At 39.9% G+C, this 24474-nt stretch carries 29 protein-coding genes; 6 read left to right on the forward strand and 23 right to left on the reverse strand.

The annotated features are described in order from the left end of the window. Window positions 1–75: 75 nt before the first annotated feature. From DC487_RS01325 to DC487_RS01375, 11 genes are all read right to left on the reverse strand, one after another. Window positions 76–573, reverse strand: coding sequence for a hypothetical protein (locus tag DC487_RS01325; RefSeq protein WP_116774161.1), 498 nt, complete (start codon window positions 571–573; stop codon window positions 76–78). A gap of 122 nt (window positions 574–695) precedes the next feature. Then, window positions 696–1085 (reverse strand): lipocalin-like domain-containing protein, encoded by a 390-nt coding sequence (locus DC487_RS01330; protein WP_116774162.1) that lies wholly within the window; start codon window positions 1083–1085, stop codon window positions 696–698. A gap of 30 nt (window positions 1086–1115) precedes the next feature. Then, window positions 1116–1532: a hypothetical protein gene (locus DC487_RS01335; RefSeq protein WP_116774163.1), complete on the reverse strand. Its 417-nt coding sequence runs from the start codon at window positions 1530–1532 to the stop codon at window positions 1116–1118. 119 nt (window positions 1533–1651) lie between these two features. Continuing rightward, window positions 1652–2164 carry a phage tail tube protein gene (locus DC487_RS01340; protein WP_116774164.1) on the reverse strand — a complete coding sequence of 171 codons (513 nt, stop codon included), beginning with the start codon at window positions 2162–2164 and terminating at the stop codon, window positions 1652–1654. A 2-nt stretch (window positions 2165–2166) separates the two neighbouring features. Then, window positions 2167–2586, reverse strand: coding sequence for a hypothetical protein (locus DC487_RS01345; protein ID WP_116774165.1), 420 nt, complete (start codon window positions 2584–2586; stop codon window positions 2167–2169). Beyond that, entirely contained in the window at window positions 2583–3008 is a 426-nt protein-coding gene (locus DC487_RS01350) for a hypothetical protein (protein ID WP_116774166.1), read from the reverse strand. Before DC487_RS01350 ends, DC487_RS01345 begins: the two co-directional genes overlap by 4 nt. Further along, window positions 2996–3337, reverse strand: coding sequence for a hypothetical protein (locus DC487_RS01355; protein WP_116774167.1), 342 nt, complete (start codon window positions 3335–3337; stop codon window positions 2996–2998). Before DC487_RS01355 ends, DC487_RS01350 begins: the two co-directional genes overlap by 13 nt. Continuing rightward, the gene (locus tag DC487_RS01360; RefSeq protein ID WP_116774168.1) at window positions 3334–3657 is read right to left on the reverse strand and encodes a DUF6706 family protein; all 324 of its coding nucleotides are present in this window, start codon (window positions 3655–3657) and stop codon (window positions 3334–3336) included. Before DC487_RS01360 ends, DC487_RS01355 begins: the two co-directional genes overlap by 4 nt. A 3-nt stretch (window positions 3658–3660) precedes the next feature. After that, complete coding sequence (locus DC487_RS01365) at window positions 3661–4749, reverse strand: major capsid protein (RefSeq protein ID WP_116774169.1); 1089 nt, start codon at window positions 4747–4749, stop codon at window positions 3661–3663. A gap of 8 nt (window positions 4750–4757) precedes the next feature. After that, the gene (locus DC487_RS01370) at window positions 4758–5297 is read right to left on the reverse strand and encodes a hypothetical protein (protein ID WP_116774170.1); all 540 of its coding nucleotides are present in this window, start codon (window positions 5295–5297) and stop codon (window positions 4758–4760) included. Window positions 5298–5315: 18 nt separating this feature from the next. Further along, the gene (locus DC487_RS01375; RefSeq protein ID WP_116774171.1) at window positions 5316–5966 is read right to left on the reverse strand and encodes a hypothetical protein; all 651 of its coding nucleotides are present in this window, start codon (window positions 5964–5966) and stop codon (window positions 5316–5318) included. Window positions 5967–6113: 147 nt separating this feature from the next. Here DC487_RS01375 and DC487_RS01380 point away from each other — a divergent pair, with 147 nt between their 5' ends. Continuing rightward, window positions 6114–7193 carry a hypothetical protein gene (locus DC487_RS01380; protein WP_116774172.1) on the forward strand — a complete coding sequence of 360 codons (1080 nt, stop codon included), beginning with the start codon at window positions 6114–6116 and terminating at the stop codon, window positions 7191–7193. A gap of 408 nt (window positions 7194–7601) precedes the next feature. Here the strand turns inward: DC487_RS01380 and DC487_RS01385 are convergent, their stop codons facing one another. Continuing rightward, window positions 7602–8267 (reverse strand): hypothetical protein, encoded by a 666-nt coding sequence (locus tag DC487_RS01385; protein WP_116774173.1) that lies wholly within the window; start codon window positions 8265–8267, stop codon window positions 7602–7604. A 118-nt stretch (window positions 8268–8385) separates the two neighbouring features. On the opposite strand from DC487_RS01385, the gene DC487_RS01390 reads away from it, so the two are divergent. Next, on the forward strand, window positions 8386–8811 hold the full coding sequence (locus DC487_RS01390; RefSeq protein WP_116774174.1) for a hypothetical protein: 426 nt from the start codon (window positions 8386–8388) through the stop codon (window positions 8809–8811). A 1-nt stretch (window position 8812) separates the two neighbouring features. Then, window positions 8813–9505 carry an SNARE domain-containing protein gene (locus DC487_RS01395; RefSeq protein ID WP_116774175.1) on the forward strand — a complete coding sequence of 231 codons (693 nt, stop codon included), beginning with the start codon at window positions 8813–8815 and terminating at the stop codon, window positions 9503–9505. Between the two features lie 203 nt (window positions 9506–9708). Here the strand turns inward: DC487_RS01395 and DC487_RS01400 are convergent, their stop codons facing one another. The 11 genes from DC487_RS01400 to DC487_RS01455 form a co-directional block, all read right to left on the reverse strand. Next, entirely contained in the window at window positions 9709–10032 is a 324-nt protein-coding gene (locus tag DC487_RS01400; protein WP_165798995.1) for an NUMOD4 domain-containing protein, read from the reverse strand. Window positions 10033–10307: 275 nt separating this feature from the next. Further along, window positions 10308–10544: a helix-turn-helix transcriptional regulator gene (locus DC487_RS01410; RefSeq protein WP_116774178.1), complete on the reverse strand. Its 237-nt coding sequence runs from the start codon at window positions 10542–10544 to the stop codon at window positions 10308–10310. 406 nt (window positions 10545–10950) lie between these two features. Next, window positions 10951–12420, reverse strand: coding sequence for a phage portal protein (locus DC487_RS01415; protein WP_116774179.1), 1470 nt, complete (start codon window positions 12418–12420; stop codon window positions 10951–10953). Continuing rightward, a complete protein-coding gene (locus DC487_RS01420) occupies window positions 12417–13844 on the reverse strand; it encodes a PBSX family phage terminase large subunit (protein WP_116774180.1) in 1428 nt (475 codons plus the stop codon). The genes DC487_RS01415 and DC487_RS01420 overlap by 4 nt, the downstream gene beginning before the upstream one ends. Then, complete coding sequence (locus DC487_RS01425) at window positions 13780–14268, reverse strand: bacteriophage terminase small subunit (protein WP_165798996.1); 489 nt, start codon at window positions 14266–14268, stop codon at window positions 13780–13782. Before DC487_RS01425 ends, DC487_RS01420 begins: the two co-directional genes overlap by 65 nt. 96 nt (window positions 14269–14364) lie before the next feature. Beyond that, window positions 14365–15078 (reverse strand): ParB N-terminal domain-containing protein, encoded by a 714-nt coding sequence (locus DC487_RS01430; protein ID WP_116774182.1) that lies wholly within the window; start codon window positions 15076–15078, stop codon window positions 14365–14367. Beyond that, window positions 15065–15748, reverse strand: a complete 684-nt coding sequence (locus DC487_RS01435) for a phosphoadenosine phosphosulfate reductase domain-containing protein (RefSeq protein ID WP_116774183.1) — start codon at window positions 15746–15748, stop codon at window positions 15065–15067. Before DC487_RS01435 ends, DC487_RS01430 begins: the two co-directional genes overlap by 14 nt. A gap of 133 nt (window positions 15749–15881) precedes the next feature. Then, window positions 15882–16241, reverse strand: coding sequence for an ASCH domain-containing protein (locus DC487_RS01440; protein WP_116774184.1), 360 nt, complete (start codon window positions 16239–16241; stop codon window positions 15882–15884). A gap of 128 nt (window positions 16242–16369) precedes the next feature. Then, a complete protein-coding gene (locus DC487_RS01445; protein ID WP_116774185.1) occupies window positions 16370–17011 on the reverse strand; it encodes a DUF3560 domain-containing protein in 642 nt (213 codons plus the stop codon). A gap of 92 nt (window positions 17012–17103) precedes the next feature. Then, the gene (locus DC487_RS01450) at window positions 17104–17337 is read right to left on the reverse strand and encodes a hypothetical protein (protein ID WP_116774186.1); all 234 of its coding nucleotides are present in this window, start codon (window positions 17335–17337) and stop codon (window positions 17104–17106) included. Window positions 17338–17539: 202 nt separating this feature from the next. Continuing rightward, window positions 17540–17812 (reverse strand): hypothetical protein, encoded by a 273-nt coding sequence (locus DC487_RS01455; protein WP_116774187.1) that lies wholly within the window; start codon window positions 17810–17812, stop codon window positions 17540–17542. Between the two features lie 318 nt (window positions 17813–18130). Between DC487_RS01455 and DC487_RS01460 the strand changes: the two genes are divergently transcribed. From DC487_RS01460 to DC487_RS01470, 3 genes are all read left to right on the forward strand, one after another. Then, on the forward strand, window positions 18131–21328 hold the full coding sequence (locus DC487_RS01460; protein ID WP_116774188.1) for a SusC/RagA family TonB-linked outer membrane protein: 3198 nt from the start codon (window positions 18131–18133) through the stop codon (window positions 21326–21328). A gap of 71 nt (window positions 21329–21399) precedes the next feature. Continuing rightward, on the forward strand, window positions 21400–22809 hold the full coding sequence (locus tag DC487_RS01465; protein WP_165798997.1) for a RagB/SusD family nutrient uptake outer membrane protein: 1410 nt from the start codon (window positions 21400–21402) through the stop codon (window positions 22807–22809). A gap of 132 nt (window positions 22810–22941) precedes the next feature. Further along, entirely contained in the window at window positions 22942–24348 is a 1407-nt protein-coding gene (locus DC487_RS01470; protein WP_116774190.1) for an APC family permease, read from the forward strand. Window positions 24349–24474 lie beyond the last annotated feature (126 nt).

Below are 24474 nucleotides of genomic sequence, written 5' to 3' on the forward strand. Positions count from 1 at the left end.
AGGAGATATCCCAAAGCGTTTGTTTATAGGTGAATCGCCAATATTTGATGGCGTTACCTACGATTTCCCAATAGTTTATTTTGTACTTACCGGGTTTGCGTTTTCGGCGGCTATTATCTCCTCCGTTTGTAGGCTCATCCCGTTCAGCGAGATGATAGAATTTAGAAAAGAATCGGTGTCTAAGCTTTTTTTTACGAATCCGATTAATTCCAAAAGTTGTTGTTGATTCAGGTTTCGTACCTCTCGGACCATCCATTTAGGTGGCTTGCTTTCGGAGTTATGTATAACGATAGCGATGGCCATCACTAGGTTATCGGTATGTATTTTCGACATGATCAAGCCAGTACGCTCCGCCGACAGACCTTTTCCATTTTCCAAAACATCCAATTGAAGCGCGTATTTGCTATAAAGGAATCTCGCGCCAAGTGTAATAGGGGAGATGTGCACTGTTTTTTTTAATGATCGAAGCTTAAACTTGACCAAGATCTTTTCAAACCAGTTGGAGACTTTCAGATGAAATGTAAATTCCAACTTATCCTCAGCAATAGCATCATTTATGCGTGAAGCGTTCATATAATTTTAATAATCGACAATTATATTTCAAAATTTAGAATAAGATTTCAGCGCACAAAAAAGGGAGGATATTAATACCCTCCCATTACATTATGTGATTAAAAAACTTTGAATTTGGAACGCTATCTCACACGAGCAGCACGTATGTCTGCACTAGTCTGCTCAATGTTCATTGTTAGATCGGCAGTATCTCCGTTGATAGATTTTATCCTGTAAGTTATGAATGTCAAACCGTCAACTTTGGTGGTGATCGTGTTTCCGCTTAATGTATAAGTTCCGGATCCGCCGCCAAACATACCGGTTCCTGAATATGTTCCTCCCGACTGAAATGTGATGGTAGTTCTGTCCGGGAAAACATCTGGATTATCCGAAACCTTACGGCCATCGTAGTGAGTCATTTCCCAAGTTCCCAATATTTGAGTGCTATAATCCTGATTGGAGCTGTTATCGTCTTTGGAACAGCTGGGAAAGAGAACTAGTATTAAAAATGTAAATGCCAATAATTTTTTCATATTTTCTTTTTAAAATTTTTTAGAAATTATTTACTCGTTCTCGTAACCGACAACTTTGGATAAATCTTTATTTATGTAGAACCTAGTTGTCGATAGAGTTTTCGCACCAAACGAATTTTTAGCTCTATATGTGTGTATTACGGCGAAACCTTCTCCGTACTCTTTGGAATCTAACATTTGTCTGAGCTCATCTATAATTTGTAATTTTATATCTAAATCGCTTTCAATATCAAGTTGTTTTTGAAGCTCTTGGTATTTTTGATCCGCAAAAACCAAATTATCAACAGGGTCTAGGTTTCCAAACTCCACTGACTCGTAACTTTCCGGATCGTGTGCATGTTTTGCTATATAGTCTTCAATTAACGTATGTGCTTTATCTTCATTACTCCGTGTACAGCCGAAAACGATTAAGAGTACAATAATACATTTAGGAAAGAAAAGTTTCATAATTGATTTTTTTCAAATATAGGAAAATCATATTTGGAAGTAGTTACGGCTTCCCTTTAAATAAAAAGCTTCCACCTAAGTAGAAGCTTTTATAAAAGATAATTTGATTTTGTAGGGACTTATTTCGCTAGTGGCTCTTCCCAAATTACACTTCCTTCTTCGTGGTCTTGTGCTGTAATAGTCAACGTTACGGTAGCTAGTGCAGATTTAGCTAAGCTGAAAGTTACGTTTGCTGTTACTTTTCCATTAGGAATGTAACCGATAAATCCATCAAGTGTGATCAATTTCAAAGCCTTTGTTACCTCAAAATTTGTGTTCTTGTTTGACCAACGCTTACCTACTGACGCTGTGGGAGCAGATACGGTACCGCCCTTCAATAAGTTTAGTGTGTCTGCCGAAACATCATACAGCTGCACTGTGAATACGGTACTGCCCATTTGGGTTGTGATATTTCGATAAACATTGGTTTTTTGTTCAATGTAAATATCCTCAGTTGTCGGCTCGGATTCGGTCAGACTAGCCGAATCAATTTGCGCATCCTCCAGCTCTTTGTAAGTAGCTGAAAAAGGAGTAGTACTTACATTGGAAATGCCAATGTATTTTAATCCTAAGCTTGATTTTTCTACTGCCATTGCTAAATATTTTTAATGGTTAACTTCAATCTGTTATTAATAATTGTTTGCTCGTTTTCAGTAATGATGTGCTGGTTTACGATCTCAACGAGTATGCCTTTATGAGAGTCGTAGCTAAATTTGAAAAGAATGTGCAGCAAAGCGGCAATTACTGAAATTCGTGCGTGATCAGGAATGTCCTTCAAACGCATGACTTTGCCATCGACTTTTTGATCATATTCAGGATTAGGAACAAATGCGTTCACATTCATTATTCCTCCCTGCAATTGATCGAAATCAGTTTCTAGCACATTGATCGTTACGTCCTCTTTAACACTGTTGGTCGGTCGTAAATAGCGACGTACCTGGCCACTTATAGCTGTTTTGATGTTACTGGTCCATACTAACGAAAAAACGTGATCTAATGCTTCCGTTGATGTCATACTAATCGCTCTAAAACTTTTTCTAATCGCATGGAACTGCCAGAGATTACCCATTTGTTGTCTTTCGCTTCAACGTAAAAAGCATAATCCTCTCCTGCCACCAGCATCATCCCAATTCCTTTTGGCGGTAAGTTTTCCTTGCTTACCTGTTCGCCTTTCGCCATTCCGTCGCCACCGTTTCCGGATAGTTTGAAATCACTATGGACGATCAACCCATTTTTAAAAACGACGGCTCCGATAGAACTTCTCAGATTATGCGTGTGGTTGATGAATTCGGCATGGCTTCTTGCATCATTTGCTGCCTTTGTTGCTAAATCGATCAAAACACTAATGACGTGATCATTAATCTGCGCTCGAAAGTCGTTGATGTATTCTTTGATATCCGACATATTGAACATCGGTTTGAACGTTACTTTAGCCATATTCTGGTTACTCTTTGCCCTCGTTCAAATTTCACAACAACTCCTTTGCCGAAAACTTCACCTTTCAAGTCGTCAAAAATATCTACGCTCGTATTGACGGGCAAGCTTTCAATTTCTACATCCGTAAACACGAGATAACTGTAATCGTAATTTACGCCATCCTCAACGACTTTCCGGCCATCAACCGTATTGCTTTCTGCTCTACAGCTTCTTTCGATGGTTTTCGTTTCTGATTCAGGAAATGTGATGTTTCCAAGTTCATCGGTGACCGGTCCAGATGGAGACGTTTTAATCTCAGCCTTAAGCGTGTGGATTCTTCGTTTGATCATCTTATGCGACTGATGTTGCTAATTTTTACGGATCCAGTTAGCGCGCTTACGATATCCTTTCTACCATACTTACGAGCAAGATAAAGAAGCCTTTCGCGCATTATTTTTGCATCCTTTGACGTGGAGTATTGCGACTCGGTTTCTGATACAACAGCAATTTGCTGGAATAACAGGTCGATTGTGCTGCGCTCAACTGCGACACGTAATGAAGCATCGTATTTGCCCGATCCGTCAAGGTTGGCGTTTAACAATGCTAAATCAATCGCACGGCCATCTACGTCAATTCCCAAAAACTGCTGAAAGGCTTCATTGATCGTCATTACTTACGTTCCTTTAGTGTTTAGAATGAAAATGTTCTTAGCCTGAGTAAGACCAGGGAAGGCATTATAAACACCTTCGGTAATCTCCGCTAATGGCTTGCGCTCTCTCCAACGAGATAACAACACGTTTTCTGATGTCAAATAAGTGACATTGTCAACTGGAGTGATCTGCTCGTCTGCGAGTGCATTATGAATTACACCCAAATCGCCAGATGGAATAAACACAGCATTATCCACATTGATCGAAGTCGTCACCTGTTTTTTGCCATCTACCTGAACGTACGCTAAATCGGAGATAATCTCGAATACTGGGAAACGGTTTGCCGTCAAGACAGCGTTGATGTTCTCCAATGTGAAAGCGTAACGCGCATTTGATCCCGGATTGAAAAATCCTTTCAATAGGTTTTGCAAAGATTTGTTGTTGATGATTTTGAACCACTTCGATTCGCTGATCAATACGCGATCGAATCCAACTCCGGTAAGTAAGCTCTTCAAGCGAACAGTTTCGAAATCTTTAACAATATCCGAATCGACGTTGTCCCAGTCAGCAGACGCGTTTAATCTGTTATCTCCAGTAATCAAAGGAACATCGAAAATGACACCATTAGGGTTGTTGTCTAAGGTGATGGAGATTGTACCATTGAATACTGCTTGTTTTACCATTGCATCCAAACGGCGCAATACAGCATTGCGAGAGTAAACGTAATCGTCCACCTCGCGAGCCATTACCTGGCGCAAACGCTCTGGCAATCCTAAAGCATTTGATCCTAAAATGATTTCAAGGTTTCGGAGCTCTTGTGCGTTGAATTTACGACGAACAAAGATAGGAGGGACTTCACCTTTCAGCTTGTCCATCCCAGCTCTTGAGTGCAAGGGATATTCGCTATCTCTTGAGCCTACGGTCGCCATTGCTTCCAATGTCTCATTACTCAAGACAGTTTCATATTCTAATGATACGGTTGGATCCAACGTCCGGAAAAAGCGAGGGAAGAATAAGGGAGCAAAGCGCGCTTCGGCTGCTTCCAACATTACATCTGGCGTGATACCCTCATTAGCCAGAAAGTTTAATAATTCTGATCTTTGAAATTCCATCTGCCAGATTATTTAGTTTGTGAAAAAATTACGTTCGGCAAATTGGCTTTAGTCTGCGCGGAGATATAACCGATTCGACGTGCGTACACCAATCCTCCTACAACAGCATCTACCGAATGCGTATTGCCCGGTACAACTTTGATCGGATTGTAAAGCAGTGCATTTCCGTTGCCGGTGCCAATAGCCGTATTGGTTGCTACAGCTGCTCCATATGCAGCAGCTAAAGTGATTTTGTCGAAGGACGTGTCCGACTTGTCAATCTCTGCAATAGCTTTGCCGTTCAACTGATCGCCAACAATTAGTGAATGACCTTTAGCCACTTCAATCTCCGTGTTACCAGTCGCAATAGCTTTGGTAGTTGTAGCAGTCTTAACTGCGACGGCCGTACGATTGATCTCGTCGACCAAAATTGCGGTACCTGCGCCGATTACTGCTCCGGCTGCATATCCTGAAACATCCAGCACAAAACCGCCTGTCAGCATCTGCAAAGACTTGTCGTGCTGAAACACTGGAATACCAGCATTATAAGTACTTCTTTGAATGTTCATGTTTGTAAATTTTGAAAATTACGCCTTACTCTTAGCGAGGCGCTCCTGCGCTTTTTTGAAGCTTTCTACTGCTTCTTTGCCTTTAGCAGATAATGCTTTAGGCTTTTTGTCATCAGCATCGCCACGATCACCCGAATTTGGTTTGCCGGTTGATTTATCGTTAGCAGTTTGCTTGATAAATGAGGTGTTGAAGTTTTTCAATTCCTCGATCGCTCCGTCAAAATCTTCTTCTTTGGATGGCTGCCACTTTTGGATAAGTGTTTCGTTTACGATGCCGTTCGCTTCTGCAAGCTTCTCCCATTTCTGTTTTAAAGAAAGGGTATCGTTGTGTGCTAGAAGCTTATCGAATTTGTCAGACAACTCCTTGAATTTATCCTCGTAACTCGTTGTTTCGGGATTAGCCGGATTTGCTGGGTTTAGGTTTGGATCTGGATTCGCTGGGGTAGGGTTCTTCTTTTTGTACTCGTTAATGTATCGGGTATTCTCCGATTGCATTAGATTGAAGTATGTTGAAGCACCATTGATTGCAGCGGTGATGTCCTCGTCCGTGCTTTCTTCTGTCAGTCCTGTTGCAAGGTTTGTTGCCAACCCTTCGACTGTTTTTTCTCCAAACCCTTTGCTTGCAACCAAAGGTTTCAGAGCTGTTAAAACTCGTTCCTGAATATTCATTTGTGCGCTTAAATTTTTAAACGCTAAAATATTCCAAAGACTAGATGAGAGAAGTATCTTTTGCTATATAATATCGGTACATTATATAATGTGCATATATTATTTTTAATATGATATTTATATATATTTGAATACCAAACTGCAATTATGAAAAAAAGTCTGCAAGTTACCCATGAAGTTTCTGAGTCTGATAACACGAATACTGATTACAAGCAAAAGGGATATCTAGCGCTACCTTTTGATGAATCTCAGTTCGCTGAATTTGTTAAAGGTCTTCTCGGCACGCCTCAAACTATCACAAAGAATCTTTTCGGCGAATTTGATCTTGATCTATCTGAGCTTCAAAATATACACTACCTCATCAATCAAAGAGTTAGGCAACAGAATGGGGGGAAATTCCTTCAGTTGAAATCGCAGATTTATTTTAACGACGATTCTTCTATTATTTTATCAAGTTTTGAGGAGCTTTCAACTTATAACGAAGTCAAAAAAGTTGTTTCTATAGCAATTCGAATGACTTGGAGTTACCTAATACAATTTCCAGACAAGGATGTTCCTGAGAGACAGGAGATAGAGATTTTGTTTGTGTGCAATTTCAATGAGTATGAAGGTAGAGATAATTTGATAGCATTAATGAGCCCTCGCCGTAATATTGCATCGATTCATATCCGCATAGAACATACTGCTCGTACATGGGGTGCAGACATGGAAACCCTGTTAACTAATTATTTGCAAGGTCTATTCCGAAAGGAAAACAGCTTCAGAAGATTTATGAGAAGCAATGCTTTACTTTGCTCCGCTTTTGTTACAATGTTTTGGGGAATGATAACAACTTACTTATGGTCAGATCGATCAAGTAAAATTTTAGAAAAAAGAAAGGCAGAGATTGATGATTTTTTGAAGAGTAATGATAGTTTGAACGACAAATTAAATTATCTTATTTCATCAGTTTTAGATTACAAATCTACACAGTTTAATAATGATAAATTTGTATTCAGCCTAGTTATGGGCTTATGTATTATAATTTCCATGACGTCGATTATAGCATTGCTTCGGTCCAGAAAAAAAAGTTTTCTATTATTATCTAAGGAGTCGTACAAATTTAAGATTGATACGGAAAATGATTATCGAGGAGCAATAACACTCTATATAGTTGGTATTGTGGTATCAATAGGTGTGAATATTGTTTCGGCTTTTATCCTAACGTACTTTATGTCAGTTGATTAATCACTTAAAAGGTTTGGGCAGATTATAGTTCACTATGTTATTAGGGATTGCAACGGGGGCTGGTTGCAACTGTTAGAAAAGAGATAAGCCTCCTAGACGGAGGCTTGTACTCAAAATTACTATTATTCTACTATTAATATCTAATTGGATCTGTTAGCCTTACGACGGCCAGTGTATTTTTATCCTGACCTAGCAACTGCATTGTAGTTGATATACCAATCATTGCTGATTCCGCCGCTTTAAGTATCGCTAATCCTATTTTTTCTTAATCCTTACCATATCTATACATGTTTAAGTTGAACTATCTGTTTGGTAGGACAACATGTGGTCCGATGGATGGTTTACTATGCAGGCTGTTTCGGGTATTTTATCGTGATTTTGTGGGAAGTACAGGAAGTAGTATTGTACTTACTTCACCCTAAATTCAATATTCTGATGATGCTTTGTATAACCTATGTGGCAGAAATCTGATATATCACCTATGTCTAGAATCAATGGACCATCTTCATTTTTTTTGATGTAGATTCTAAATTCATGCTGATGACTATATTTATGACGCTTGCAGAAGGGTGTGAGCGCTGTGTCTATTTTACTATAATCTTTATAATCCACTCGATTATAGGAGACTTCATAGGCATTATCTTTACAGTAATCTACAATTTTTTCAATTAATAGCCTAGGTTTATTTATTAGGGCAAATGCTTCAGATTTACCAAAACTATCTTGTATAGGTAGTTTACCTCGCAAGCCAAATAAATACTTTTCAAGTAGATCTTCACTACCTCCATAAAGACAAAATATATTGCCCTGGTACCGTCTATTTGGGTATAGAAGACTTGGACCAACACTTTTAAAATGAAATTCTTTGTCTTTAGCTCTTAATTTGAAAAATGACGGCTCGGGTATAGATTTTACTCCTCTTAATCCTTCTAAACGATCGCCTATAAAATTTTCTTCTGGCTGATTTGCAAACCATGACAGACTATTCATATATATTTTACCTTTTTGAAATTCTTCAAGGTGTATTCTCTGTCCAAATTTTAGGAAGAACTTATAGTTTACTCTAGCACACATAATTTTAGTTGTAATTAGTTGATCTAATCTACAGCATTCTCAGATATAAAAATAGGGTTTCCCGTATTTGGGATAAAAGATTGAATTGTATATTTGACTATACTAACATACAAACCATATGACAGACGATGACTGGAGAGAATTAGGACTTCCAACTGACGAGGAAATTGAAGAAAATCATAATTTCTTCAAAAGGATGGAGGAAAGTGGAATTGTTGACACGCAAAAATATTTTGACCGAATACATGATAAAGTATTTAGTTTAAATAATATTTTAATAGCTGCTTATTTTGCGCTGATTGCATTTCGAAAAGATATTCCAGATTGGATCTTTGTGATCCCGATCGCGAATTCATTAATGCTTTTAAATATTGACTACCGTATGTTGGCTCGAGCTAGAACTCAGTCGAAAATTACCGAAATACCAGGAACCGATGTGGAGAAGTTTAATAGACTGCTATATAAGACGAATCTGTATTCATTGCTAAGTATATGGTCTACAATAATGGTGACATTACTTTTTGCTTATTTTCTTTTATTCTAAAATGGAATTATTTTATCCTGAAAACTTCTATCAAACGATAACCCTATTTGGAAATTTTATAACAATATGTATTGCCGCAGTAGGATTATTAATTGCATTCAATACTTACATGGTGGCTCATGAAGCAAAAAAAATATGGATGGAAGAGAAGACTCATGATTACGAAGTTACGATTGGATCAAATATCGAATACTTATCGCATTACCTAAAAAAGATATATGATTATTCTCTGGAAAGTAGGACAAGATCATTCATTTCAGGTTCAAACAATTTTAAGTATTTACCGTCTAGATACGCTGAATTATCCGATGCATATTTGACTATTAAAGAGGCTATAGATTATTATAACCATATAGATTATGGTTTGGGCAATCATAGAAATGATTTAGACAATATTGTTAAAAAGATTCATCCGGCCGTGATCGGTTTGAAGAACAGTACGCTTAAAAATATTTTCTTTGATATCAAAGCTTATATACGGGAACAAGATGATTATTTGGACAACATCCAAACTTGGGTAGCTTTTTTCAAAGATATTTATGACTCTACAGGAAATATTGAATCAGATCATCTGAAAAGATTTGAGGCTCAGTGTGACTTCGACAATTATTTCCAATACTTTAATAATAAACTTATAAACTTTGAAAATCGGATAGCAAATTTTAGCTCTTCCTATTTGAGGGGTGATGATTAAAATGCCGTTTGTGTGTTTATTATTCTGTTAAAATGAAAACACTGTCGCTACTCAATTATTTACCGTCCGGATCTTCCGAAAATGATATCTCTTTAAGAAATGCCGAATTCACTAATCCGTATCTAAACTCAGTAGATCTTTCATCCACTAAAACTTCCATGTGATCAGGCAGATGCTCAATTGCTTTTTTAGTTCTTTGATGGTCATATACAATGTGCTTTTATAAATCTATTTGTCGCTCGAACTTCGTCTAAGTTATCGACGCTCAGGTTTTGCTTATCTCCGTCCTTAAAATCGATCATGCCGTTTGGCTTGCCACGGAACGTAGCATATACTAAAATGTGCACATGGTGCCTAGACTGTACTCCGTTAGCTGATAGCGACACCACTTGTGAAGTGTAGCCGTTAGCAGACGTTGTGATCGTCGGTCGCTTTACTTTCCCTCTCCGGATTCTAAGGATCTGGCCTTTGCTGGATATCCGGTATAATCCTTCGTAGTTAGGGATATCTTTCCAGACCTCTTTCATTACAGCAAACATGCTCCTTCCATCGCCTTGTAAATTGCTTCATTAATATCTCTGCAGTCTTCCCAAGTTTGGCAGTCACATATTCCATTTTCGCAATTCCAAACCTCCATCCAGTACCGTGTGAGATGTGCATGTGCTGCCTTCCCATGACCATGATCTGATGAAACATAGATATGAAGACCCTTGTATTTCGCTTCGAAGTGATCGGGAGTATTAACTTCGATGTTCCGGTTCTGAATTATGCGGTTTCCTATTTTCATTGCAGCAGAATTTTATTATTTCGAATTCCAGTTGATTTCATCATTGATCAGGCTTTCCATGCTGACTCTTAAAATATTCGCAATTTGGTAGAAGTCATCAACTCTGGGAAGCGCCCGACATTCTTCGTAAGATCCAAGTGATGATCGTTTGATTCCAAACATATCAGCTAGTTGCTTTTGGCTGTAGCCTTTAATGGATCTATAGCTTTTTAAGTTATTAGCGAATGTTGCCTTTATTGTTCCCGTATTCATACCTAAGTTGTTTCCCCATTCAATAAAAAAGCCGTGAGAAACGGGGAGAGTCCCACGGCCATACTAACCAATTAACCTAAATTATGAAGTGGAGCGCAACGGTTTCGAACCGCCACCACCTGCCCGATGCAGAAACGCCCCAGATAAAGTAACAACCGTCGCAGGTTAATAGGACGCGTGGTAACACACCCATGATCGAGCATTTGCGATCCCTTATTGCGTTTTGATTCACTCACCCCTTTCGGGTAACGGTTGTTTAATATTCTATCCCCAACCGACTACGTGTCGTTAATCTTCTCGAAGATTGGGGAAATAAGATCTGTTCTTATTGCCTTTTATGTTAAACAAAGATAGCAACAATAAATTATATATACAAATATTATTATATAATTTTGATAATTATGAATTATAATTCGATTTTGGCTTCTGCTCGTGTTTCCTCTAAAATCTGATTCAGTTCTGCTTCGACATCTGAAACTTCACCTAGCATGGTGATCGCTGTTTTACGAGAAAGTAGCTTAGCGTTAACCAGTGATGTGACGTTGCCGATCAACTCTTGTTTATTGACTGGTAGAGCATCTTTAAAATTGATTGCTGGGTTGACATTCTTCATTTCGCTAAGTTCTGCAGTAGAAAAACTGATCAACATTTTTTTGATAACATTGATCCGGCGAACAAGCATCTCATGCAGTCGCTTTTGCGCTTTGTTTCCTTTCAATTGCGGCCCCATAAAAAGGAGACGTAGCGCAATGCCGGACGTTCCGTTGCTCATTAGCTGCGACATGGTATTGAAACTAATATCTGGAGTGTTGGTGATATCGAATTGTTCTTGCTTCAACTTCTCAAACTCCATTTTCTTTGATTCAACCATCGCGTCCGGCTGCGCAAAGGAAACACTACCGCGACCGCCGTCCGAAGTTCCTTTAACCTGAATAACTTTTGCAACCTCACCTTTGGATGGCAGGCTTTCTGCTTCACCTTCGACAACCATAGCCGGATCGCCGTAGTAATCATTAGTATCGGCAATATTTGAAAAGTTTGTCTCTTCACGATTCGATAATGGTTGAGTGTCTGACCACTCTGGACGTGGTTGTGAGTGATAGATCAATGCTAGAAATCCATAACCTTCCCTAACTACGGATTCCCAAGACTCCCCATCTTGTTGTCTACCAAAAATGATCGTTTCTCCGGTGTAAAAATCGAAATGGAGGGTTTTCAGGTCAGTGATAATATTTGTTCTTTCATATTTACGCCCCAAACCGACAAATTCATTATGTTCGTTCCACACAGGGAAGATATCATCGCCGTTCTCTTTACAAAGAAGCAGCATTCCAGGCTTTCTGGTACTCCCCTCCAACATAGTTCCGTCCCAATAGTCCTCACTTGTATAGTCATACCACAACTCCGCGCAATGTGTTTCGATCATTCGGCGCTCAACAATATCCTCTGTTTTAAATGAAAGCTTGTTATCATCCCAAACCTTTTTGATCAGCTCGAAAAACTCATTTTCTTTTTCGTTTTTTCCGGTAAAGTCCAATGTGATACTTGCTCCACACTCAAAGAAAACCGCCGATTGAACGATCTGCTTTTGCCTAGCTAGCTGAAGCCGGTTTACTTCGACTTCGTCATACTGTACTGATGATTTTGTCTCTTGAGTGATACTATCTGTATACTCTTCTCCTTCGATCTCAAGCTTTCGCTTCTCTCTGACGGATGGATCATTTACATCGTGGTGATACGGATCATATTGTCGAATAGCGTCAGTGATAGAGATTGTTTTGGTACCAAGTTTGATTTTCTTTTCCAATTTGCTTACGACTTCATACAACGTGTTGTAGTCGCCGTCCACCAATTCTTTTAATTCTTCTGTTGTCATCGTCTTACCCTTCGTTTAGGAGTTCTAATTGATTGCATAGCCTGTTTAGTTTTCTTCGCAGCATTCGGATCGTTTTTCGTCAAAAAGTCGAAAGCATAACGAATCGCATCTATCGCGTGATTCCATTTGTCGATCGGTATTCCTGCCTTTTTATCATTCCAGATGTAGTTTTTGAGTTCGGTTCGCACGTTTCGGCTTCGCGGAGTGTAGACGATTGTGTAATCAGCCATCTTTAATAGCGAAGCGGAAACAGAACCAGGCGCTTTCCAACATGGCTTTATGTTGATCTTTCCCAGTTTTTCAATATCCTTGATTAGCCGATCCTCCGCGCTATCGCCGACAATTAGATCGTTTGATTTTAGTATTCGCGATTTGTTGAGCGCGATAATCTCCTCGGTGCCGAGTTGCTTGGTGTCATAGTATTCCTCATCTACATAGATGCGTTTTTTCTTCGTGTCGACAGCAACGCGCATAAGCGTATCCGGATCGACGGAGAAACCATAATCTTGACCATAGCAGTAGGGGAGGTACTCGTTGAATTCACCTTCTTCTTGTTTCGGAAGAATAACACCTTCTTTAATATCTGCCCATCGACCTATAACCACATTGGCATACTTAGTCATCTGGTACTTGGAGCGATCGAAATTGCCCTGTGCATCAGTAGCCTCCTTTATGCTTTCTTGTTTGATCTGTTCGATACGCTCAAGGAAGTTGGTAGATAGGTTTTCGATGTTATCTAGGTAGGAGGTGTGGATGTGCAGCACGTTTGGATGCGTGGAAATTTGAACATCTACGCCATCAATTGTTTCGACTCGGTGCGTGTCTTTGATATACTGTTCATACACGAAGTGGGAATCGTCGGTCGGGTTCATAATCAGGATAATCCTGTTTTGGATTCCCTTTTGACGGATCGAGAGCATAAGCTTTTCGTAGCTTTCAAAATCCGTCCATTCCTCCATCTCATCTCCAACGAAAGTCGTTAGACCTTGAATTGATTTCAGCTTGGCCGTTTGGTTTCCGGATCCGGTTTTGATACCGCGGAACATAATCGGAACGCCCGACCTTTTGTTGATGACATTGTTTTTCTTGACCGTGAAAAACTTAGTCGTACCTTCCAGATCGATCTTCTCCTGAAATTCCGGAATAACAGAATCAGCAGCCGAAGCCATCGTATAACGAGAGAAAAGAATGCTGTGACCTTTCTCAAAACTCAATCTTTCAAGGAACAGGGAGCCGTTGAACGACTTTCCGCTACCACGGCCACCGGTAATGAGGATGATGAATTTCTTCTTATCCTCATAAAGCGGTATAAATGGAGATGCAATTTTTATTTTAGGGCGCGTTCGACCTACACGCCGTTTACTCGCCGTCGAAATCTTCTTCGATCTCTGTATCGTCTGAATCTTCGCCCTGGTTGTTTGCATCTAACCAACTATCTATTGAAATACTTCCATTCATGTTTATATCTTGCTCCATTTGCATTTTGGTAGCAATGTTCCACATTTCAGGCTTTTTATGTTTCAGCCAAGCCATCGCTGCGCCGGTATCTGGAGGAAGTTCCGTTTCGGTTTCTTGAACTACTTCGACGTTCTGATATTCGCCATCTTCGTTAGGCATAACCACCCATTTGCGAACGGTTGTCTTAACCTTCAATCCGGTTGCCCGTTTGAATAGGGAGTTCTCAACTAGCACTTCCAGTGGTTGCCGACCCTTTTTAAGAGCTTGATATAATTGAGGATTAGCGGATTTAAGTCTCGAAAAATGTTCTGCTGAAAGGTCAAGCAATTCTGCTATCTGACGATCATCATAACCATCCCTTGCCCATCCCTCAATCTGTAGCAGAAACATGGCGTCAGTATAATCATGTTTAGGATCTCTGCCTTTTTTTGCCATATTCTGTATCTATTTATATTTAGTTATATTTTGCCCACACGGTGGAGACAGTTAATAGACGATTTCTACCATGTCGTCCAACGTCTCTCCTTGAATGATGTTATCAGTGGGATTGAAATTGAAGCGGTGCATAAACTGCTCTTTTGCTTTCGCTGATTTAAACAATAATGTCACATACGTTTCGCGATCTGCCATATCATCAATTGCCTTTTCTCGGACAGCCTCTTTTTTCGATTGGATGTCCTGCTTCTTCTCGGCTGCGGACTTGACCTTTTCAAGCTCGCGCATTGTTTCAAATGGATCTACGTCGTCGGCGATATCAGTAGAAGATGGCAATTCGATACCGGCTAGCTGTAAGTCAAATGTATCTAATCCTGCAAGATCGTAGTCTATATCGGTGATCATCCGTGCAAGTAGATCGCTATCCGTTTCGCCTTGTGCGCTTTTGTTGTTTAAGAATAGGTTTTGCTCTTTCTCTTCTTTTATGGATAGACTGACCTTTTCGACCGTTAGCACGTAGTCGTTTTTGTTATCGTCTGAATAGTTGTGGAGTTCGTCTAGGATCTTAACCTTTTGGTGACCGCCTACAATATTTCCAGTCTTTTCGTTCCACACGATGCCGCCCATCACACCTAAGCGTTTGATATTAGCTTTGAGCTTCTTTTTCGCGGACTCGCTGATCTTTCGAGGATTATAGTCGGCGAAGGATATTTCGGATCGTTGAATTTGAACCGATTCGGAGGATACGTACTTACTTAGCTGCATGCTGTTGATCGTATTGATATAGTATTACTTCGCTCATAGGATAAGCTGCTATGATTTTGGCATAATCCTGGGGAAAGCGTTCGCGGAGAAATAGCAAGCATTCTACATTGAAGCCAATCCCATTGCTAGCCTTCTTTCCGTAAATGATCGGGGAGGGAAGGTTACGGCTTTTGATGTATGCCAACACCTCGCCGTTTTTCCAAAGGCTAAGTGGATACGCCTTTTTTGTTTTCTCGTTGATGCCTTCCAATTCATAACCCATAAGCATAACGCGACGATGGAGGCTATCGGCTTTCTTCATTCCAAAAAAGGACCATTCAATTCCGGTTTCTGCTCTGACTTCGTTATCAATATCCTTTAGCTTTTTGAGCTTAACACTTTTGTCCGGAATGCAGTAGCTTCCTGATTTATGGATATACGTTAGATTCCAATGTGGTTTCTGAATGATACGGACGTTAGGATATCTAGCTTCAATATCTTTCAAGTAGATTTCGACGTGATCTAAGCCTTTAACGAAATACATGAACACACATACCACTTCATCAAACTCTTTCGACATAAGATCAAGAAGAGCTATGCTGTCTTTGCCAGCACTGTAAAAAAGGATAGCACGATTAGTTTGTTTGCTAACCGTGCTGATCACCTGTTTTGCATGCTGAATGATATTCATTAGCCAGCCGCTACACCGAATGCTGCTCGCATGTCACGGTATCTCTGATTTCTTGTTACGAATCGACCTCCTCTACCAATAGGGCCGCCGACTGTTGTTGATGCTGATCTACGTCTCATTTTATAAAATTTAGTTAACAAATGATTTTGCCTAGTTCATAACGGATAATCGCAGCTGTGTACGTTTCGCCATCATGTTCATAAGTAATTTCATCGCCAGTAGCTTCATCAAAGAGAATAACTGTGTAACTTTCCTTCACTTCGACAATCATTTTTTCTCTGGTTCCTTTGTATGCACCTGTTAAAAAGGTGATGGTGTCATACTTTCGGGTTACAGGCTCGTCTTTCTCGTCTTCTAAAACAAAGCCTTCGTCATCGACTTCACAATACTTCGAAATGTTGTTAGGTCGAATTTCTCTCTCTTCAAACTTCTTTTCACCAGCTTTGATTTGATCAAAATAGGTTTGCTTGATTGACAGCGTCAAATTACTCATGATGATATAAAATTAGTGGTTAATAAATTGGTGACACATTTTATAGCGCTGTATAAGTTGCACGTTTTATTATGTGGGTAAAAAATAATAGAGCCAGTTGAAGGCTCTATCATGTATGTTCGTAATTTTTAAGCCCAAAGCTTCTGAGCTAATTGAAGTTTTTTCGTCAGCTCGTTAACATCCCTCTTCGCGTATGTCAAGGAAAATGAATGTGATCTTTCGACTTTTCCAGACTTCAGATCTTCGTGAAGCTTCTTCGCTTGCTCAAGTTTAAATTCATAAAAATCCAAACTCTCGGGCATAGACAAGTTGATATCGTTAGCTTTCTTTTCCCAGTATTCGGCGCGCTGCTCGTATTCTTCTGCTTTGTCAGCAAATTTTACAGCGTTAGCCATACGATTATGATTTCGTTCAATGAGTGCACGGTGTCTCTTTTCGCTATGGTGGCCAACTTTAATAGGTTCCCCTAGTGATAAGAAGTCTTTACCTTCTTGAGATGCTTCGTAATAATTGTTGCTTTTGCCGGTAGCGTTGCTACTAGCCGATATGAGGCGATCGGCTTTGTTTTTGGCACGTTGTTGTGAGTTGAAACCGTCGGTGCGGGTTATCGAGAAGTAGTAGTGACCATCTTTTTCTATTACCAGGTTGTGAACTTCACATTCGTTCTCTTTCCCGTACTTTGTGGTCACATTGATGATTGCGCCTTTTTCGTGTAGTTCGGTGCACTTTGCTACGAAGACGTTCGGGCAAAATTTAGCGTATGTATTCATATCTTTTTTGTGTGTTACTTTACACAAAGATACGATTTAAAAACAATATATAATAATATTGTATTATATATTTTTCAATTATAACTTTAAAGTTATTCCCCGATAAATTTTATCAAGTCATCTCTCAAGGAAATTAAAGCCTTACGAGCGGCATCCTCATCATGTGGTAATATCCGCTGCTTTCCAGATCCAGATTCAGTTTCTTTCAACTTGTTTGAGAGCTTTGTCTTGGCGGTGTTCTGAGTTACATTCGGGTACATATGGTATGAAAGACCGACCAAATTAATTTTGTCCCGATGCTTTTCGATCAATTCTTTAAATGTCATTTACAAATATATGTATATATTATTATATCGGAGCTTTGCATGTAAGAAGTGTGTGCAATTTTGTGTGCAGTTTGCTTAATCATTACTTTATTGAATTGCTAATGAGTACTTTGCTTATTTAATTCGTAGCCTGCTCCCCGCTACTAAAAAAAGCTTCAAGGAAACTTGAAGCTTTTTGCGTTTGAAGACGTTTCCTGCTAGATTATTGTCTCTCGTCTGTATCTGCTGATTTTGATAAATCTATTATCATAGATTGCTCCGTGTAGTTTTCGAAACGAATGCGAACAGAGCCATCCGCATTGTTGAATGCATAAGAAATTCCAAGCGTGTCATTTCCACTATAGAAGGTGCTATCAGTCACATTTTTTTGCATATCAATGCCTTGCAGTGTAGCGAGATAGTGTGTTGAGCAGCTAAAGAATAGTGGTATGGTAAGGAGTGCAATCCAAAGGAATTTGAAGGAAGGTTGTAGCATAATAATTCAGTATCGTGTTGTTCCTAATATAAGGAATAAATCTAGTATGCATAAGTGATTAAAGAATTTTTTGTTCAATTTGCTTCCTAAAAGTTCAAGTTGTTGTATTTCTTTTAAAATGTTAAATCTATAGATTAAATAGTATTTATAGTTTACTTAATTTATCTTTGATTAATATTGTTAATCTCAACGATGTTTTGTGCGCATGGTTTTCGGATTTGGTCAGTGTCAAGTATTTGATCGACTGAATCGGTGTTTTTAAAGGGGATTATATTTATTGATTAGGTCATAATAGTCAGGGTAAATAATTAGAAATTCATGCAACCATCACCAACTTTTCCCATTAGATTTATCATCTCACTTTACCTAGTAATTCCTTTAATAGGGTATGGGCAAATCGATACCAAGCCGATTATAAATGCTACAATATATGGTAGGATAATAGATTCTATAGATAGCGTACCAATTGCAGGTGCTTCGATACAATTAGAAGGAGTAACGCATACCGTCGTAACCGACAAGGACGGTTCATTTCGATTTGTCACCGGGCAACAACTGCCTGCTACGGTGTTTATTAAGTCAATAGGATACGAAGTACGGACTGTTGTGATAAGCCACGTGCCTTTTGATATCGCATTGCAACCGTTGCTCAATCAATTTGACGATGTGGTAGTTACGGGCTATGCCGCTCAAAGTAGACGACTCTACACGGGTGCCGCATCTCAAATAAAATCTGAAGCATTGGAAAATCGACCAGCGCAATCGTTTGATCAGTTGCTGGGTGGACAAGCTGCTGGTGTAAATATTGTGCAACCCAGTGGAGCATTAAATGCGACACCAGTTTTCCGAATTCGAGGAATCAATTCTATTACATCATCTGTCTATCCTTTAATAATCGTTGATGGTGTTACCGTATTCACAGGCTCGGCAGGAGGGGATGTGGGTAATAACCCTTTGGCAAATATAAATCCTGAAGATATTGAGTCGATGGACGTGTTGAAAGATGCGTCTGCTAGTGCTATTTATGGTTCACGAGCGGCCAACGGCGTTTTGATTATCACCACAAAGAAAGGTAAGCTGGGAACACCTTCGGCCGGATATAATAATTGGTTGAGTATAAGTAGACCCTTCAATTTGCCTCCCGTACTCGGCGTGTACGATTACATTAAGCTAAAAAACGAGGCGCGCCTAAATGCTGGATTATCGCCAGGATTTGTGCTTGGTACTGATACGCAAGGTAATATTATTCAGACTGATTGGTACAATGTGGCTTACCAAACTGCTGTATCTCAAAATCACCACCTCTACCTTTCGGGAGCGGCGCCTCGTACGAGCTATTACGCGAGTGCTAATTTTACGGATCAAAATGGGATCGTCCGAACCAATAAATTTCAACAAAAAGGGATACGATTTAATATAGATCATCAGCTGCATTCTCGGGTCAATATAGGATTGAGTACAGGATATACCATATCTCAAAATGAAGGACCGGATACAGGAGCCATCGGGCCAAATACAATTGCTTCATCCTCCGGAACAGATGTAAATGCACAGTATATAGGTGATCAGCCACTCGCTCGATTGACTTATATATTGCCGCCGAATGTACCGATTTACTTGCCAAATGGTGATTACAACATTAACCAGACGAATGGAAACATTGGTTATGGGGCAAATGATCCAGCTTTGGGAGTCTTTAATGCATATAATTTGCAGACCTTGCTTGATCACGATACAAATAAGTCCGCGAGTAACTCTTTGCTTGGGAGTATTTATGCAGAGGTAGAAATATTTAAATCTCTAAAATTTAGAACACTATACGGATTAAATGATCTTAGGGTCGAAAATACGAACTTCCGTAACCCTATGAGTGGGGATGGCTTTGCAACCAATGGCTTAGCAAGTAATAATGCGACCAGATATCAACGCGCTAACTGGACCAATACACTCATTTTCACGGAGACTTTTCAAGCAGATCATCACTTGAATGTACTGCTAGGACATGAATATATAAAGACAGACATAGCAGGTTGGGGAGCGACTCGGACGGGTATGTCAGATCCATCTTTTACCAGCTTTCAAGGAGGTTGGCTGAATATTGTTCCAGCAAATAATATTCAGACGGAGAATGCCATTATCTCTTATTTCACCAACATTAACTATGCCTACAAAAGCAAATACTTGATTAGCATAAATGCACGAAGAGATGGTCTTTCTGCCCTAGCAGATGGTAACAAATGGGGTAATTTCGGTGGTGGTGCTCTTGGGTGGAATATTTCTGAGGAGCGTTTTTTTAAAGAAAGCACACTTTCTCAATCACTCAACGCACTTAAGGTTCGGGCGAGCTATGGGGTAGTGGGAAATAGCAGTTTAAATGATTATGCGGCCCTATCCATTTATGATGCCAGCACCTATGCCGGTTCGCCTACTTTACGATTTGCGCAGGCGGGCAACCCAGATCTGCAATGGGAATCTAGTAAAAAATTTAATGTCGGATTTGATCTAGGTTTTTTAAATAACCGTGTACTTGTCACGGGTGAGTATTATCGAAATAATGTCGACAATCTTATCTTAAGTGCACCACAAGCATCCTCGCTTGGAATCCCAGGTAATGCAGTAACCGCCAATGTGGGGTCGCTATATAATCAAGGATTCGAATTTACGATACAGGCCAATATTTTGCAAAAAGGTGTATTTCGATGGTCCGCTAATGCGAACCTGTCCACCCTCAAAAATCGGGTAACTTCATTAGGCGATGGAGGAGATATATACCCAACCTCGTTAAGCACATTTGGTATTCAAAATATGACGCGTGAAGGCTATTCGGTAGGGTCTATTTTCGCTGTACAGACAGATGGTGTCAATCCAGATAATGGCAACAGAATTTTCATCAACAGAAATGATGAACGGGTACAGTACGATGCCTTGAATCGGAGTTTTAGTTACCTAGATGGGTCAGTTGCTCCGCAAATTGATAATTATGGAGATGGTCGCATAGTAGGGAATTCTCTGCCAAGTTATTATGGAGGTATAAACAGCAATATGTACTATAAAAACTTTGACCTCCTGGTCGGAATTATTTTTTCGGGTGGCAATAAATTGCATAATGGTACTAAAGCTACGTTATCGGATCAACGTTATTTTAACAATGGGACGTTTATTTTAGATCGATGGACTGCCCCGGGTCAGATTACTGATGTGCCCAAAGTGGTTTGGGGAGATAGTTTTTCCAACGGTTTTTCAAGCTCCATATCTTCCAACGTCGAAGATGGGAGTTTCGCCAAGCTAAAAAATGTGGCCATTGGTTATCAAGTACCCTTGAAAGAAAATTTTGCACGCCATCAGATCTCGTCTTTACGTATTTATGCGCAAGCCACTAACCTTTTTACGGTCACCAGATATACCGGCTCAGATCCAGAAATATCTATAAACGGTAATTCAATAAACTCCGGGAAAGATCAGAATGTGCCTGCAAATGCACAAGTTTTTAGTGCTGGGATTAACATTGGTTTTTAATCATAAACGCAAGCATTATGAATAGTATACATACTAGAAATAGAGTTAGATTAGCAAGAATAGCATCACACATGTGGATAATTGTACTATTCACGGCCTGTCAAAGTGAGCCACTTGACTTAGCTCCGCTAACCAGTATACCAGAAGCAGAGGCCTACAATACTCCCGAAAAAATACTGGCACAAGTCAATGGATTGTATGGTCAGCTCGGGAGCCCTCTATACTTTGGTGGCCAAGGTATACTTTTTAACGAGCAGCGAGGCGATGAGTTTAGCCAGAATGATGGAAATAACGAAACTGGGGCTAATGTGTGGAATCAGAGTATTACATCGTCAGGTTTTTTTGTAAATGCTGTGTGGGAAGCGGCCTACCAAATGATCAATTCAGCTAACATACTGCTAGATCGGCTGGCAGCACAGACCTTCCTTCCTGCGGAATTACGCGACGCGTATGCCGCTGAGGCGCGGTTTATTCGAGCGTTTGCTTATTTTGGGTTGGTGCAAACTTACGCACGACCGTTTAACCAAAATCCGGATTATTTGGCTTTGCCGCTGCGATTAACTCCTAATTTATCTGGAGGAAACAACCAGTTGGCGTTTAGTACCGTTCGCGAGGTGTACGATCAAATATTGTTGGATCTAGATGCGGCGGAAGAAGATTTGCCAATCACCTATTCTACTGCATTATTAAGCGTGTCAAGAGCGCATAAGGCGACCGCAATTGCGTTAAAAACGCGCGTATACCTCACACAATCTAATTATAATAAGGTTATAGAAGAAGCCGTAAAGTTAGTGCCCACTTCGCCGCCTTTCCAATATCAAGCATTAAATTCGACTCATTCTTTAGAGCCATCAATAGCAACCGTTTTTTCTGGCTCTTATAGCGGTGCAGAGGCGATTTTTTCCATACCTTTTATCATTACTACAGAAGCACCTTCACAGCAAAGTGCTTTGGCATACAATTATCTATCACCTGTTACATACCTAAATACCGCTGGTATTGTAGCACATGAAGTTTTTGCTACTAATTCGGTTGATGCACGTCGAAATCTCGTTATCAGTAATGCTGCTGGACAACGTTTGCTCAATAAATTCCCGAATAATATAGCCCCTTTTATGGATTATGTACCATTGATACGTTATGCCGAAGTGTTATTAAACTATGCAGAAGCGGCCGCTCAATTGAATCAACTCAGTAGAGCGAAGATACTTTTGGAGGCGGTGAGACATCGATCAGATCCGAATTTTGTCTTCGGAGCGCCAGCAGAAAGCCAAGCAGGATTAGTGCAACTTATTTTCACGGAAAAACGGATCGAATTGCTCGGTGAAGGCTTTCGTTCTTGGGAGCTATTCAGAACGGTGCAGCCGCTCCCTGCCAAAATAGGCAATGCGGGTGTAGCTCCAAGAATATTACCTACAGATGCCAACTACGTGTGGCCTATTCCCAGTGGGGAAATCGCCTACAATCCATTAGCGAGATAATAGAAAATTTCGTGTTAAATAAAATATATCTTGCTGATGGTTGCAATCACATAACAGATTTGTTTCCGATTAAAAGGTTCACTTAGGATCGTTGACAGTAATAGAAATTAGCCTATAAAAACATCTTAACGTATGCAAGAATCATCTTTAAAGAAAGAAATTCGATTAATAGACGCGATATCCATTGTAGTGGGCAGCATGGTTGGATCCGGTATTTTTATAGTCGGTGCTGACATCGTGCGACAGATTGGTTCGGCTGGCGGATTTATCGGTGTGTGGGTGTTAGGTGGAGTAATTACATTGATTGCTGCATTGAGCTATGGAGAGCTTGGTGCCATGTTTCCCAAGGCTGGCGGACAGTATGTGTATTTGAAGGAAGCTTATAATCCTCTTGTTGCCTTTTTATACGGTTGGAGCCTATTCGCGGTCATTCAAACGGGTACCATGGCCGCAGTTGGTGTTTCTTTTTTTAAGTTTTTAGCCTATTTTTTACCGCAATTTGGCGAAAATATGGTGTTATTTGGGCTGAGCAACTTTACGATCTCAGCAGCACAACTTGCTGCTGTTTGTTTGATTTTTATACTCACTTATGTGAATACCAAGGGTATTAAAAGTGGAAAAACTATTCAGACTTTATTCACTATTACAAAAGTATTGAGTATCGGTGGGTTGATTGTTTTTGGATTCATTTCTTTCGAATCATCTCTATGGGAAATGAATTGGTCGTCGATTTGGCAATTTCAAAAAATACTTCCTGATGGTGAGATTGAGTTATATCAATCATTACCCGACCTTGGCGGAGGAATAGCGGCAGCACTTGTCGGAGCTATCATGAGTTATGAAGCTTGGAACAATGTCACTTTTGTAGCTGGAGAAATTCAAAATCCGAAGAAAAATATCGTATTAAGCTTGCTAATAGGTGTATCTATAGTGACACTTATTTATGTCTTGCTGAATTTGATGTTTACAGCTGTGCTGCCATTAAGCGGAATCGCTTATGCGGATAAGGATCGTGTAGCCATTGCCGTGTCACAAAATGTTTTTGGAGAGTTAGGCACAGGTATTATCGCGATACTGATAATGGTTGCTACATTTGGGTGCAATAACGGTCTGATCATTTCGGGCGCAAGAGTGTATTACACAATGGCTCAAGATCAATTGTTTTTTAAATCCTCTGCTCAACTAAATAAGTACGCTGTGCCCTCTTATGCCTTGTGGTATCAGGCTATAATGGCGTCACTTCTTTGCTTGAGCGGTGGTTATGGGGACTTACTAGACATGATTACTTTTGTCGCTGTGTTATTTTACGTTATCACGATTGTGGGTATTTATGTATTACGCGTTCGAAGACCCAATTTACCGCGGCCATATCGTACTATCGGCTATCCGATTTTGCCTTCACTGTATATTCTGATGGGATTAGCATTCTGTATATTGCTCATCATATATAAGCCTGATTTTACTTGGCCAGGTTTGTTGATTGCATTGGCAGGAATACCGATCTATTTTCTGCTACAGCACAAGTACAAGCGACGCTAATGAAAGTACAAGTGCACAAATATTAAGATTTAAATTTCTTGACAATAAGGCGCTAGCGATAGTGAAACTGTCTACGATCATAACAACAATTAGCGGAGAGTATAATGACTAGTTAGTATCAACTAC

This window comes from Sphingobacterium corticibacter (assembly GCF_003076635.1).
In the GTDB taxonomy this organism is placed as follows: domain Bacteria; phylum Bacteroidota; class Bacteroidia; order Sphingobacteriales; family Sphingobacteriaceae; genus Sphingobacterium; species Sphingobacterium corticibacter.